The 13,442-nt window shown below is 68.8% G+C and carries 13 protein-coding genes; 5 read left to right on the top strand and 8 right to left on the bottom strand.

Annotation, left to right across the window (positions count from 1 at the left end; all coding sequences use genetic code 11):
• Positions 1 to 51 precede the first annotated feature (51 nt).
• A complete protein-coding gene (locus ACLQ28_RS03740) occupies positions 52 to 534 on the bottom strand; it encodes a class I SAM-dependent methyltransferase (RefSeq protein ID WP_425684797.1) in 483 nt (160 codons plus the stop codon).
• Between the two features lie 283 nt (positions 535 to 817).
• Positions 818 to 1,480 (bottom strand): hypothetical protein, encoded by a 663-nt coding sequence (locus ACLQ28_RS03735; RefSeq protein WP_425684796.1) that lies wholly within the window; start codon positions 1,478 to 1,480, stop codon positions 818 to 820.
• Between the two features lie 79 nt (positions 1,481 to 1,559).
• Between ACLQ28_RS03735 and ACLQ28_RS03730 the strand changes: the two genes are divergently transcribed.
• The 4 genes from ACLQ28_RS03730 (at position 1,560) to ACLQ28_RS03715 (ending at position 7,276) form a co-directional block, all read left to right on the top strand.
• Positions 1,560 to 2,879: a HupE/UreJ family protein gene (locus ACLQ28_RS03730; protein ID WP_425684795.1), complete on the top strand. Its 1,320-nt coding sequence runs from the start codon at positions 1,560 to 1,562 to the stop codon at positions 2,877 to 2,879.
• A gap of 144 nt (positions 2,880 to 3,023) precedes the next feature.
• Positions 3,024 to 4,997 (top strand): fibronectin type III domain-containing protein, encoded by a 1,974-nt coding sequence (locus tag ACLQ28_RS03725; RefSeq protein ID WP_425684794.1) that lies wholly within the window; start codon positions 3,024 to 3,026, stop codon positions 4,995 to 4,997.
• A gap of 103 nt (positions 4,998 to 5,100) precedes the next feature.
• The gene (locus ACLQ28_RS03720) at positions 5,101 to 6,168 is read left to right on the top strand and encodes a WxL protein peptidoglycan domain-containing protein (RefSeq protein WP_425684793.1); all 1,068 of its coding nucleotides are present in this window, start codon (positions 5,101 to 5,103) and stop codon (positions 6,166 to 6,168) included.
• A gap of 136 nt (positions 6,169 to 6,304) precedes the next feature.
• Entirely contained in the window at positions 6,305 to 7,276 is a 972-nt protein-coding gene (locus tag ACLQ28_RS03715; protein WP_425684792.1) for a quinone oxidoreductase family protein, read from the top strand.
• 3 nt (positions 7,277 to 7,279) lie between these two features.
• On the opposite strand, the gene ACLQ28_RS03710 is transcribed toward ACLQ28_RS03715, so the two are convergent.
• From ACLQ28_RS03710 to ACLQ28_RS03685, 6 genes are all read right to left on the bottom strand, one after another.
• Positions 7,280 to 7,870, bottom strand: coding sequence for an HAD family hydrolase (locus ACLQ28_RS03710; RefSeq protein WP_425684791.1), 591 nt, complete (start codon positions 7,868 to 7,870; stop codon positions 7,280 to 7,282).
• Between the two features lie 42 nt (positions 7,871 to 7,912).
• Positions 7,913 to 9,166, bottom strand: a complete 1,254-nt coding sequence (locus tag ACLQ28_RS03705; protein WP_425684790.1) for an RNA polymerase sigma factor — start codon at positions 9,164 to 9,166, stop codon at positions 7,913 to 7,915.
• 2 nt (positions 9,167 to 9,168) lie between these two features.
• Entirely contained in the window at positions 9,169 to 9,513 is a 345-nt protein-coding gene (locus tag ACLQ28_RS03700) for a YciI family protein (protein WP_425685321.1), read from the bottom strand.
• 111 nt (positions 9,514 to 9,624) lie between these two features.
• Positions 9,625 to 10,476 carry a low temperature requirement protein A gene (locus tag ACLQ28_RS03695; protein ID WP_425684789.1) on the bottom strand — a complete coding sequence of 284 codons (852 nt, stop codon included), beginning with the start codon at positions 10,474 to 10,476 and terminating at the stop codon, positions 9,625 to 9,627.
• A 46-nt stretch (positions 10,477 to 10,522) separates the two neighbouring features.
• Positions 10,523 to 11,581: a tryptophan--tRNA ligase gene (trpS, locus tag ACLQ28_RS03690; protein WP_425684788.1), complete on the bottom strand. Its 1,059-nt coding sequence runs from the start codon at positions 11,579 to 11,581 to the stop codon at positions 10,523 to 10,525.
• 267 nt (positions 11,582 to 11,848) lie between these two features.
• Positions 11,849 to 12,319, bottom strand: a complete 471-nt coding sequence (locus tag ACLQ28_RS03685; protein WP_425684787.1) for a PRC-barrel domain-containing protein — start codon at positions 12,317 to 12,319, stop codon at positions 11,849 to 11,851.
• Positions 12,320 to 12,496: 177 nt separating this feature from the next.
• Between ACLQ28_RS03685 and ACLQ28_RS03680 the strand changes: the two genes are divergently transcribed.
• On the top strand, positions 12,497 to 12,751 hold the full coding sequence (locus ACLQ28_RS03680) for an SCO4848 family membrane protein (protein WP_425684786.1): 255 nt from the start codon (positions 12,497 to 12,499) through the stop codon (positions 12,749 to 12,751).
• Positions 12,752 to 13,442 lie beyond the last annotated feature (691 nt).

Below are 13,442 nucleotides of genomic sequence, written 5' to 3'. Positions count from 1 at the left end.
AGCCGGGCCCGCCCGGCTCACGATGGGAGTGCACGATGCCAGCAGGCAGCGTCACTCGATCGGTGTGCCGCTGACGCAGGTGAGCACCTGGCCCTGACCGCGAATGGCGCTCGATCTGGTTGTGGCGAACCCGCGGGCCTCGAGTAGCAGCTTCGTCGCGGTCAGGTTTGCTGTGGCGTGTGCGGCTGTGGGCCGCTCGCCGAACACGTAGAGCCGCCCTCCCGGTGCCAGCAGGCTCCGCATCCGATCGATCGGCTGGGTCGCGTCGCCAAGCCAGAACAGGCTGACGTTCACCGCGAAGATCTTGGTGAAACGGTGAGCCGGGAGGTCGGCCGACTCGAATCTGGCACATCGAATCTCAGCTCTGCCGGCGTCGATGTGGCTCAGGTTCCGTTCGGTCGCGAGCCGCACCATCGCCGCTGCTCGGTCGATCGCGACGATTCGGCCGGTCGTGAGTCGGCTGGCGACGAGGGAGACGGCAGCCCCCCGACCGCAGCCGATTTCCAACACCTGGTCGTCCGCTGCGACAGCCATCGTCTCCACTGCCCATCGCTGTCGATGGGCTGCCGTCGCCTGCAGAGGTGCGTCAGGTGTGGGATCGGTGCCAGCGGTGGAGGAAGCAGGATCACCGGTAGGCAGAGTGCACTTCACGACGTCCCTCGCCGATCCTGCTCCGCCCACACATCTGATTCCACCCTGCCAGACGAGTCAGCGCACCGTGTCCTCGGTCACCGGTGCCTAACCCCTCAGGCCCGGTGTGGAGGTCGCACGCCTCCGCACCGGGTCCGGTCGGCTCCGCGACGGACAGCCCCGATCGTCAGAGCCAGAGCACGATTCCGGTCAGGTCGTTGAGCACGGCCGCCACGCCCGCCCTGATGGCCGCCCCGCAGCGCTCGGCCGTGAACGAGTTCGGGTCGTACGTCGAGGACATGCCGAGCCCTTCCCCGCGGAATGACGCGCCGTCCCAGTCGACCGAGGTGACGTTGTGGGTGGGCTCGGCCAGCTCCGCGCCCACCACGAGAAACTGCTCGTCCAGGTGGTTCGGGGTGACCAGCGCGAGGGGGTCGATGAGGTCGTTGCCCGCACTGACGATGAGGTCCGGGCGCATCTCTCTCGCCTTGGTGATGCTGGGAAGGGCGTCCTGCGCGTCACCGACGACGATCGTCCTGAGGTCGACGTGCTCGTCGTCGGCCCAGTCCTTGACCGCCGTCACGAGCGCCTTCGTCGGGGCGTCGTCGCCGATCGTGAGCAGCACCACCCGGTAGTCCTTCGGCGGGTGGACACCGGCCCACGAGTCGGGCTGCGGCGTGATCGTCGCCTCCGGAGCGGGTGTGGTGGAGGGATCGACGAAACCTGGGCCGAGAGTCCCGATGGCGGCGGGCTTGGGGTGCGGCTGTGACCAGTCGTCTCCGGAGTTGCATCCGGTGATCAGCGCGGCGGTCGCGGCCAGCATGGCAACGGCCCGAAGCGGGGGGCGCAAGGTGATCGTCCTCCGAGTGGTGGCGGAAAGTGCGCGTAGTTCTTTGTATTCCTATCGCACTTCGGGCCGGCGATTATCTGTGGGCGGTCGCGCCGAGTCTTTGTTTTCCGGCGGTTCGTCGGTGCGGGGTCTGACGTTCACCCGCGACGTGCAACGTGCACTGGCCAACCGAGGGAGTCGCATGTTAGGGCGCGTTCGCCGTACCGTTATCGTCATCGCTGTCGGGATCGCCGCGGCGGTGATCCCGTTTTTGGGCGTCGGAACGGCGTCCGCGCACGGCTTTTCGTCGACTGTCTACGCGAAAATCTCCGCGGGAGACGAGGGTCACATTCGCACGGCGTTGGAGCTCGAATACGACCTCCTCATCGTGTCAGCCGCCGACTCCGGTCACGATGATCCGCTCTTCCAGGCGGGAACTGCCGCATTTGAGGCGGGTGACGCCGACGCTCAGGCCGCAGCATTGAAGGGTCACGCTTCGACGGTCCTCACGTATGTCTCCGACCGATTCTCGGTGCGCGCGCGGAGCGCGGACTGCCGGCCGACCCAGGTGGGCGACGCGACGATGGGCGAGCGCGACGGCGTGCCGTACGCGACTCTGCTGCTGGACTGGACCTGCCCCGAGCGGGTCGCCGACCACGAGGTGCGCAGCGGTCTCTTCCCTGATGACGAGGGTTACGTCAAGGGCACCAAGACGATCGTCACCTACGAGATCGACGGCCGTTCGGGCAGCGCGGCTCTCGACTCCGCCAACCCCTCCTTCTCGACCGGGCAGGCCTGGTACGAGCGGTTCGGTGAGTTCTTTCTGCTGGGCGCCGAGCATCTGCTGACCGGGATCGACCACATCCTGTTCCTGCTGGCGCTCATCGCCGGGTCGCGGCGCCTTCGCGAGATCGTGCTCGCGGCCACCAGCTTCACCCTGGCGCACTCGGTGACGTTCATGCTCGCGGCACTTGGCCTGGTCGAGGTGCCGGGGGCGATCGTGGAGCCGATCATCGCGTTGTCGATTGCCGTGGTCGCGGGCTGGCACCTGTGGGGGATCTGGCGGCGCGGTGGGCACGCGACCGACCTGGAGACGACGGGGCAGGGTCACTTCAGCCTGGATCGAGCCGGCTGGATCCGCCTCGGCGTGGTGTTCTGCTTCGGCCTGGTGCATGGGCTGGGCTTCGCCGGCGCGCTGGGCATCGACGAGGCGTGGTCCTGGACCCTGTTGTGGTCGCTGCTGGTGTTCAACGTCGGCATCGAGACCGTTCAGTTGACGATTATTGCCATCGTCTTCCCGCTGCTGATCGTGCTGCGCCGCCGTGCGCCGAAAGCTGGTCTCTGGGCTACCGGCGCCGTTTCAGCAGCCGTGTCCATTATGGGGTTGGTCTGGTTCGTGCAGCGCGTTTCTGGGTCCTGAGTAGGGCTAAGTAGTTTGCGAAGTGCAGTATTTCGCAAGATCGCGTTCATGATTGGTTCATCGGGCAACGAAAGCGTGGAAGCACTTCCCCAGCGTCGGGTGAAGTCACAATCCATTTCTCTATTTGAAAAGGGAACAATGTCGATGACATTGAGCACCTCGACACGGGCCCCCGGGCTCGTGCGGCGGCGCCTGGTCGCCGGGGTCGTAGCCGGGTTCCTCGGAATGGGCGGGGCCCTCGGTAGTGGTCTGATGACCACCGCGAGTGCAGCCGAGTCCACCGCGATCACCGGTGTGGTCCTCGGCGTCGGTGCCAACGAGACCCAGCGCATCGTGACCTGGTACTCCTCCGCCGACACCGCGCAGAAGATCCAGCTCGCCCCGACCGCCGAGATCGTCAACGGCGAGTTCCCGGCCAGCGCGGTCAGCTTCGAGGCCGTTGGTGCGGCGAACACCTCCACCACCGGCTTCAACCGGCACGCCACGATCAGCGACCTGCGCGAGAACACGACGTACTCGTACCGGGTTGGCGCCGAGGGCAGCTGGTCCCCGGCGTACTCCTTCAAGACGCGGTCCTTCGAGGGCGACTACGACTTCCTGTTCTTCGGCGACCCGCAGATCGGTGCCTCCGGTGACCGGCTGAAGGACCAGGCCGGCTGGGCGGAGACGCTGAAGGTTGCCACCGCGGCCAACCCGAACACCGAGCTGCTGGTCTCCGCTGGTGACCACGTCGAGAGCGCCAACGACGAGAGCCAGTGGGACTCGTTCCTGGCCCCCGACCAGCTGCGTCAGTACCCCCTGGGTGCCACCATCGGTAACCACGATGTCGGCGGCAAGTCCTGGGAGCAGCACCACTTCACGCCGAACACCGACCGCTCGGCCCAGTACTACACCGGTGACCAGGCGACCCGCTCCGGCGGCGACTTCTGGTACATCTACAAGGACGTGCTGTTCATCGACCTGAACAGCAACAGCTACGTCAACCCGGCGGATGGCTCTGCCGGCGGCGACGCCGCCCACGTCTCGTACGTCACCGACGTCGTCAACAAGCACGGCAACGAGGCCAAGTGGAAGGTGCTGGTCTACCACCACTCCATCTACTCGGCAGCGACCCACTCCACCGACGGGGACAACGCGAACCGTCGGAAGGACTTCACGACGGCGTTCTCCGACCTCGGCATCGACATGGTGCTGCAGGGGCACGACCACGTCTACACCCGTAGCTACTCGATCAAGAACGGCCAGAAGGAGAACCCGGCCGAGCAGCCCGGTGCTGCCGACGTGTTCCCCGGCCCGGGCGGCGTCATCTACGTGACGGCCAACTCGGCCTCTGGCTCGAAGTACTACGACATCAAGAAGCCGGGCACCACCGGCACCGGTCCTGCCGGCCTCGGCCCGGACCCGCTGAACCCGAGCAACTACTGGTTCAACTCGGTGGAGAACCAGGAGCACGTCCGCAGCTACGTCAAGGTGTCGGTCAAGGCCGACAAGCTGGTGCTCGAGAACCTCCGCAGCGGCACCTGCGCGGCGCCGAACGCGTCCGTCGAGAACGGCAGCTCCTGCACCAACACCGCGGACGGTCAGCCGGTCGGCTCGATCGTCGACAGCACGACCATCCACCCGTACCACGGTGACGGTCAGGCCATCCAGGTCAACGTGCCGAACCCGGCTCCGGGTGAGTTCGGCTGGACGATCGACGGCTACAACGGCCTGGTCAACCTGGGCACCGCTCAGGAGCGCAACGGCACCTCCTTCGGGGCGACCGGCAAGATCAACCCGCTCCTCGTGACGGACAGCCGGCGCTCGCTCGCCCCGTGGTCGATCTCGGCCAACGTCGGCGACTTCCAGGACGCCGACAAGAAGTTCTCCGGCTCCTACCTGGGCTGGACCCCGTACGTGCTCGACGGTGGCGCGGGTGCCGAGGCTGGTGCCCCGGTCCTGTCGTCCTTCGACGACCAGGGCAAGGGCCTCTCGGTCTCCAGCGGCCTCGCCGCGGCCGTGCAGGGTCACCCGCGGGGCGGCGCCCGGCTCGGTGCTGACCTGGATCTGAAGATCCCGGACAGCATCGCGATGGGTAGCTACCGCACCACCCTCACGATCACTGCGCTGAGCAGCTGACCGAACGGTTCCATCGGGCGGGGTAGGCACCTTCGGGTGCCTACCCCGCCACCCATTTGCAACCCTCCCAAGATCACCTCAAGGATCCGAAAGGCAACCGTCCGTGACGCGCTGGAAGACCAAGACCGCCGTACTCGTTCGTACGACCGCACTGTCCCTGCTCGCCGCCGTCGCGGCCGCGGGCGTCGGTGCCGGCCCCGCCCACGCGGCAGACGGCAACGTCGCCTGGACGGTCCGGACGGCCTCCAACAGCTACGGCGAAGCTCGGTCCAGTTACAGCTACAACGTCAACCCAGGTGGCTCTGTCGAAGACGCCATGGTCGTGGCCAACCGCGGCACGGCGCCGCTGACCCTGGCCGTGTACGCCGCCGACGGTTTCACGACCGACGCCGGCCAGCTCGACCTCCTCACCAAGGACAAGAAGTCCGTGGCGATCGGCGCCTGGGTGAAGGCGAACGCCGGCAGCGTCGTGGTCCAGCCCGGGAAGACCGCGCAGGTCCCCTTCAAGGTCAGCGTCCCGGACAACGCCACGCCTGGCGACTACGTCGGCGGCATCCTCACCACGCTGACCCAGGCCGACCAGGCCGAGGGCGTCAACGTCGACCGGCGCCTCGGTATCCGGATCAAGATGCGGGTTGGCGGTGAGCTGAAGCCGAACCTCGCGATCGAGGACCTCCACGTGAAGTACGCCGGCCCGTCCAACCCGTTCAGCAAGGGTGACGCCACCATCACGTACAAGATCCACAACGTCGGCAACGCCGCCCTGTCCGCGCAGCAGGCGGTGTCGGTCTCGGGTCCGTTCGGTCTGCTGCGGGTGCGAGCCAAGGACATCGCCGCGCCGCCGGAGCTGCTGCCGGGTGAGAGCTGGAACGTGACGGTACCCGTACACGGTGTGGCCCCCGTCGTCTCGCTGGCCGCGACCGCGACCCTCACACCCCTGCTCAACGATGCCTCGGGCTCCACCACCCCGCTCACGGCGATCCAGGTCACCGCTCACGGCTGGGCCCTCCCGTGGACGTTCGTGCTGGTGCTCGTCGTGCTGATCGCCGTGCTCGTCGGGGCGTTCCTGTACCGGCGCCGCAACCGGACGCAGCGCAAGGCCCGCGAGGACGCCCGCGTACGCGACGCCGTCGAGCAGGCGCTGCGTGGTCAGGAGCCGCAGACGTCCTGATCGCGGCTCCGGTCAGCGCCGCTGGTTGCGGCCGTGGGCGGTCGCCCTTGTGGGTGAACGGCACTCAGCTCCGGACCACGCCTGTCCCCGAGCCGGCATGCTGCGACGGTGACGCCGGCACAAAGGGGGAATCCACATGGTTGACGGGGATGTGCCAGAGCGGATGCAGGCCGCGGCCTTCGACGAGTTCGGTGGGCCGGAGGTGATCACCCTGCGGAAGCTGCCGATCCCACAGGTCGCCGCCGACGAGGTGCTGATCAAGGTCTTGAGCGCCGGGGTGGGGGTGTGGGACGCGTACGAGCGACAGGGCGAGCTGGTGCCCGAGGGCTCGACCCTCCCGATCGTGCCCGGCTCCGACGGTGCCGGAACCGTCATCGCAGCCGGCAGCAAGGTGACCGGCTTCGTGGTGGGCGACCTTGTCTACGTCTCCGCCACCACCCGGCCGAAGGGCGGCTTCTACGCCGAGTACGCGGCCGTCAAGGCGGAGTACGCGGCGAAGCTGCCCGACGGTGTTCCGGCCGAGCATGCCGGTGCGATGCCGACCGACGCGCTGACCGCGCTGGCCGGGCTCGACACCATCAGCCTGTCGGCTGGCGACTGGGTGCTGATCTTCGGGGCGAGCGGCGGCCAGGGTCACCTGGCGGTGCAGTTGGCCAAGCGGCAGGGGCTGAACGTGATCGCCGTCGCCTCGGGTGCGGACGGCGTCGCCCTGGTGACCCGCCTCGGCGCCGACGTGTCCCTCGACGGCCACGGCGACATGACCGACGTGCTCGCCCGGATCCGGGACGCGGCGCCTGCCGGAGTGCCCGCCATCCTGGCGATGGCCGCCGGTGAGACGTTGGACCGGCTCACCGAGGCGCTCGTCGACGGCGGAATCGTCGCGTACGCCCACGGTGTGCGGCCGGAGCCACGCGAGCGGCCGGGCGTCGTGGTCCGGGCGTACGACGGCGTGGCGAACCCTGGACAGTTGCAGCGCCTCAACGAACTCATCGAGGCGGGCCCGTTCGTGGTGCACGTCGCGGAGAAGTTCCCGCTCGGCAAGGTGCGGGAGGCGCACAAGCGCCTGCAGACGTCCTACCCGGGCAAGCTGCTGCTGACGGTCGGCTGAGACTCAGCGCGAGCGCTGTTGCGGCACGCGTACCGATGCCATGCCGGCCGCGGTCGCGGCCTGGATGCCGAGGTCGGTGTCCTCGAAGACCAGGCAGGACGCCGGGGGTACGCCGAGGTGCTGCGCCGCGAGCAGGAACGCCTCCGGGTCGGGCTTTGCGCGGGTGTAGTCGTCGGCGCAGACCAGCACGTCGAACCGGTCCAGCAGACCGAGCGCGTCGAGGGAGGCGGTGACCGAGGCCCGGGTGCTGCCGGAGACGACGGCGAACGGGACCCGTCGGTGCGCGTCGTGGATGTGCGCCAGCACATCGGGCACGGCGGCGAGTTGCGGCAGCAACTCCTGGTAGTAGCTCTCCCGGCGCTCGACCACTGTCGCCACCGGCATGGCCAGGCCGTGCTGCTCGTTCAGGTCGACGATGATGTCGGCGGTCGGCCGCCCACCCCACGCGTAGAAGAGGTCCTCCGGAAACTCGCAGCCCCACTCGTCCAAGGCACGCTGCCAGGCCAGATAGTGCAGCGGCATCGAGTCGACGATGGTGCCGTCGCAGTCGAACAGGTACGCCGCGAACTCACCGGATGGCAGAGGCAGACTCACCCGAGCAGGGTACAGCGGGCCGGTCGCGACCGACGGATCCGCTCAGTCGGTGGTGACGGACGCCAACCGGCGCAGCAGGTGCGCCCGTTCCGGCTCGGTCCCGACCAGCGCCAACGCGCCGCGGTACGCCGCCGCGGCCTCGTCGTACCGGCCGAGCCGGCGCAGCAGGTCCGCCCTGGTCGCTGGATAGAGGTGGTAGCCACGCAGACGCGGATCATCGGCCAACTCGTCCAGCAGGGCGAGCCCGGCGTCCGGCCCGTCCCGCATGGCCACGGCGGCGGCGCGGTTCAGCGCCACCACCGGTGAGGGGACCATGCCGAGCAGCACGTCGTAGAGCGCCACCACCTGCGGCCAGTCGGTGCTGGCCACGTCGGCGGCCTCATCGTGCAGCGCGGCGATGGCGGCCTGCACTCCGTACGGCCCGGGTGCCGGGCCGGTCAACGCGACAAGCACCAGCACACGCCCCTCGTCGATCATCGCGTGGTCCCAGCGTTCGCGGTCCTGGTCGTCGAGGAGGACCACCGCACCGTCCGGCCCGGTACGAGCGGCACGCCGAGCGTGGATCAGCAGCAGCAACCCGAGCAGACCAGCGACCTCCCGTTCGGCGGGCAGCAGCCGGCGCAGGATCCGGGCCAGCCGGATGGCCTCCTCGGCGAGGTCGATCCGTTGGAGATCGGGTCCGGAGCTGGCGGCGTACCCCTCGGTGAAGACCGAGTAGATGGCCTGGAGCACCGTGGGCAGACGGTCGGGCAGCTCGTCGGCACCCGGCACCCGGAACGGGATGCGGGCGTCGCGGATCTTCCGCTTGGCCCGGACGAGTCGCTGGGCCATGGTCGCGGGTGGCACCAGGAAGGCCCGCGCGACCTCGTTCGTGGTGAGGCCCGCCAGAAATCGCAGGGTCAACGCACCCCGGTCCTGCGCGGCCAGGGCCGGATGTGCGCAGGTGAAGAAGAGCGCCAACCGGTCGTCAGGCAGGTCGCGCTCCGCGTCGGCGGGTGGGGCGGGATCGGCCCGCTCGGCCTCCGCCCGGAGAACGGCGAGCCGTGTCGCCAGCACCCGGTCGCGGCGCAGCCGGTCGACGGCGCGGCGGCGGGCCGTGGTGAGCAACCACGCACCCGGCCGGCTCGGGACGCCGTCGGTCGGCCAGTGCACCAGCGCCGCCTCGATCGCCTCGGAGGCGACCTCCTCGGCCAGGTCGAGGTCACCGAAGCGGTGCACGAGTGAGGCGAGCAGCCGGCCGTGTTCCTCCCGGAACACCGCCTCCACCGAGCCGGCTGCCGCCTCTTGACCCGCCACGGTCAGACCTCGACCTCGATCTCGGCGACTGGGCGCACCTGCACCGACCCACTGCCGGTGGCGCCTGGGCTGCGGGCCGCCCAGTCCAGCGCGACGTCGAGGTTCGGCACGTCGATGATGTCGTACCCGCCGAGCACCTCGCGGGTCTCGGCGAACGGCCCGTCGGTGATCGTCCGGTCGCCGTCCGGGCCGACCTGCACCGTCGTACAGGTGGTCAGGTCCTGCAACGGATGCCCGGAAACCCAGATCCCGGCATCCTTCATCTCCCGGTCGTAGCGGATCCAGTCTTCGAAGGTGCACCCGTTGCCGGCCTCTGCGTCGTTCGCGGGGCTCATGAACAGCAGCATGTACTTCACGTTTCGGCTCCTCTCGGTGCGGCGGGTTGCCGTACAGCATGACGACGAGCGGAGACCGGGGATATCGACACGGCGTCCCGTTTTTTTCGCGGGCCTCGGTGGCTAGTGCCCGAGGCCGTACGCGTCGCCTGCCACCGCGGCCCGCCGCTCACCCGGCACGTTGCTGACGGCCTGCCGTGCGGCGGGCGCCAGTCGATCGAAGTAGAGCCACCACAGGCAGACGGTGCTGGAGAGGCCGAGCAGTGCGGCCAACAAGGTAGAGCCGACCGGCGCCATCGCCCTTGGGCCGGCACCGGCAGAGATCAGCGACTCGCCCAGCGCGATGATGAGCACCAGCCCGAACCGCTCGGTGAAGTGATCCACACTGCGCAGTTGCCACGGCCGGAAGGTGGATGCGATCCGGGCACCGCCGATATTCAGCAGAAACGCGGCCGTCCAGAGCACCGTCTGGGCTGCGCCTCCGAGCAGCGCGCCGATGATCAGCGGGATCCAACCCAACATCACCGGCACGGCGAAGAACCGCAGCGTCGAGCGCAGTGGGGGGTTCGTCGTGCTCGCCCAGAACAGGATCACGAGCTGCACGGCCCGGCCGACCACGTAGGCAAGGGCGAGGGTGAGTGGCGCGTCGAAGAGCTCGGAGCTCTGCTGCCACGCATTCGGCAGCACTAGCGCGGCCACGAAGATCGCCGCCATCGCGACCAGGGTGGCCGCGCGGACCAGGCCGACATCCGGGCGGACCAGGTTCCCCACCCAGATGTACGGCGACCAGGAGTAGAGCAGCAGTAGGAGGAGGAGTAGCCCCTGGGCCAGGGTGAGCGCGCTCGGCGACCCCGCCATGAACGTGATGACCCGGGTGAGCGCGAAGACGAAGACCAGGTCGAAGAAGATCTCGAACGTCGTGGTCCGGTGCGTCTCCGTAGCCGGCACCGGACCAACGCCGAGAACCCTCTTCATCCTCGCATTCTGCGCCACGAATAGGGGCCAACCGGTTCATACCATCTCAGGTCGAGGCCTCCGTCCGGCGCCGGCTTCGCTCGGCCCGTCGCCGCAACTGCTGGTACGCGCCGGTCAGCCCCATCGCCCGCCGCACCTCGACCAGGGTCTGGCGTACCTCCTGGCGGGTCCGTTCAGTGCCCTCGACGATCAGCCGGTCCACCAACCCTCGGTCGGCTTCGATCTCGGCCCGGCGCTCCCGGATCGGCGCCAGGAACCCCTCCAACGCGACGACCAGCCGTTCCTTGACCTCCACGTCACCGACCCGGCCGGCCCGGTAACGCTGGGCCAGATCGGCCACCTCATCCCGGTCCGGATTGAAAACCTCGTGGTACGCGAAGACCGGGTTGCCCTCCACCCTGCCCGGCACATCGGCCCGCACCCGGTTCGGATCGGTGTACATGCCGAGCACCTTGCGGCGCACCGTGGCGGCGTCGTCGGAGAGAGCGATCGTGTTGCCGCGGCTCTTGCTCATCTTGGCCGCGCCGTCGGTGCCCACCAGGCTCGGAGTGTCCGCCGGGATCAGCTCGGGGATCGGGAACACTGGACCGTACAGGTGGTTGAACCGCCGGGCGACCTCCCGGGTCACCTCGACGTGCGCGGCGTTGTCCCGCCCGACCGGGACCACCTCACCCTTGACGCAGAGGATGTCCGCCGCCTGGAGCACCGGGTAACCCAGCAGCCCGTACGGCATCTCCTCCTTGCCAGCGTCGCGAGCCATGTCCTTGAGCGACGGCACCCGCTCCAGCCGGGGGACGGTCACCAGGTTCTGCAGGAGGGTGTTGAGGTCGCCGACCTCGGGGATGGCCGACTGGAGGTAGAAGGTGGCCCGTTCCGGGTCGACGCCGGCGGCAAGGATGTCGGTCACCATCTCACGGGCGTTGCCGGAGACCTGGTCGATGTCCTCGCGGCGGTTGCGGGTGGTGAGCATGTGCAGGTCGGCGATGATGAAGAAGCTCTCGTAGCTCCGGTGCAGCCGTACCCGGTTGGCGATGCTGCCGACGTAGTGGCCGAGGTGCAGGCGGCCGGTGGGCCGGTCGCCGGTGAGCATTCGTGCGACGGACATGGTGGTGTGCCTTTCGTGCGGGAAGGTGGGTAACGCGTGGGCGCGCGCCGAGCAGGGATTCAGCCCTCTCGGTCAGCGGGATCGGCTCAGCGAGCCGTCCGCCATCGCGCGCCGGCGCGGTACCGCAGACCACCGGCACGGAGGACGCTCAGGAGTTGCTCACGGCCATCGCCGGAGCTGGTCAGGACCGCGGGCACAGCACCGATCGGGAGGCCGACGAACATGTCGACCGCCTCCGATGTGCAGATGCCTATCCGGACCACGGCCTCACATTACCCGCGGCGTCGCTCCCGGGGGCGGCAGGTACTTGTCGGCGTAGTAGTTGCCCACGCGCTCCCGGTACTCCGGGTCGGCTGACTCCGGATCGAACGGCGGCGCGTCCTTGATCTCCTGGCGAGTGCGGTCGACGTGCACGACGCGTTCCTGGTGATCCACGTGAGCCACCGTGCCGGCTGGCAGCAGCACCTTCTGGCCGAAGATCCATGGACCGGTGTCCACGACCACGTACCCGGCATCCGCCTCGTTGCTCGCCTCGTCGATGGTGCCGATGCGCCCGTCGTTCGCCTGCACGTGATAGCCCACCAGGTCGACAGGCGTGCCGGGGCCGGGGGCGTCCGGGGCGTCATGGCCACCGTCCGGGCCATCCGGCGGTGTGACCGAGGGCGTGGTCTGCGTGTACCCGCCCGCGAGGGCGGACGGATCACGCCAGGCCCAGGGATTGAAGATCGAGGGTTGCACGGGGCACCTCCGGGGGAATGGTCCTTGGCTGACCTGTTTCGCAGTGCCCACCCCGCTGGCGCTGAAAACAGATCGACGAAGACCAGGCTCCGCCCCGACGGTCGCCCCAGGCGTCGTCCACCCGGTTCGCGCCCGCGACCGGCCTGATGAAGAGACGCGCTGGCATACTCGGCTGCCATGGTGCTTACGCGAGGGTGGTCTGTCTTCCTGGTCGGAGTAGGGATCTGGACCTGGGTGATCTGGCCGAGGTTCGCGGTCGCCATCTGGCAGGACCCGCGGTCCTGGGCCTCCGGCACCGTGGCCGAAGGCGCGGCTACCAGCTTCCTGTGGGTGCACGCGCTGTTGATTGCCGCGTCCCTGGCCATCGGCACCACCGTCGGTGTTCTCGGCATCCGGTCCTGGTTTGCCGCCCGCCGGCGGCAGGCGTCCTGACCTTTCCCGCGGCCAGACACTCGACCTCTCCCCCGCGGCCAGACAGCTGCGGGACCGTTGCGCACTGATCGACACCAGGTCGGCGATATCGCGGTATCGCACCAGCCGGGAGCCCCCGAGATCGCCGAGCTGGAGTGGATCAAACCGCTCGGTGCCGCGAGTGTGACGCGGGACGCGTCCTGCGGATTTGACGATCAAACCCGCAGACGCGTAACTTTCTCTCTGCCAGCGCGGAACGGGGCAAACGGGACGAAAGTCCTGGGGCACCGAAACGGGCAGGCAGCCGGGTCAAACAGGGGTTTCACTCCTGCGAGACACGGTCCGGGCGGGGCTCGCCGGATCGGCCGCGAGGCGGATTTGGTGCGGCGAAGCCGACCGGGTAAGGTTCACGACCGGCAGGGCACCGGGCGCGACTGCGGGACACCGCAGCGGCCGGCCTGCCAAATCCGACGACCTGACACAGCGGCTTCGCCGCTGAGTGAGTGCGCCGGCGCCAAGCTGAACGAAGCATGACAGACCGGGACACACGGTTTGACACGGCCGAGACGGTGAGGTAACGTAGTAAAAGTGCCCGGCGCGAGAGCGGCGGGGGCGCGGTACGAAAAGCCCCGGTTGGGGTTCCACTGAGGTGGGGCTTCTGGTCGGTGTGTGGTTGTTCTTTGAGAACTCAACAGGGTGCTTGTAAAGCCAG

The sequence above is a fragment of the Micromonospora sp. DT201 genome (assembly GCF_049841575.1).
Lineage (GTDB): Bacteria > Actinomycetota > Actinomycetes > Mycobacteriales > Micromonosporaceae > Micromonospora.
This window is presented reverse-complemented; position numbering and strand designations above follow the sequence as displayed.

Bases quoted from the DNA above. Each gene is read 5' to 3' on its own strand.
- ACLQ28_RS03740 (WP_425684797.1), bottom strand. From the start codon at position 534: ATGGCTGTCGCAGCGGACGACCAGGTGTTGGAAATCGGCTGCGGTCGG.
- ACLQ28_RS03725 (WP_425684794.1), top strand. From the start codon at position 3,024: ATGACATTGAGCACCTCGACACGGGCCCCCGGGCTCGTGCGGCGGCGC.
- ACLQ28_RS03715 (WP_425684792.1), top strand. From the start codon at position 6,305: ATGGTTGACGGGGATGTGCCAGAGCGGATGCAGGCCGCGGCCTTCGAC.
- ACLQ28_RS03700 (WP_425685321.1), bottom strand. From the start codon at position 9,513: ATGCTGCTGTTCATGAGCCCCGCGAACGACGCAGAGGCCGGCAACGGG.
- ACLQ28_RS03695 (WP_425684789.1), bottom strand. From the start codon at position 10,476: ATGAAGAGGGTTCTCGGCGTTGGTCCGGTGCCGGCTACGGAGACGCAC.
- trpS (WP_425684788.1), bottom strand. From the start codon at position 11,581: ATGTCCGTCGCACGAATGCTCACCGGCGACCGGCCCACCGGCCGCCTG.
- ACLQ28_RS03680 (WP_425684786.1), top strand. From the start codon at position 12,497: ATGGTGCTTACGCGAGGGTGGTCTGTCTTCCTGGTCGGAGTAGGGATC.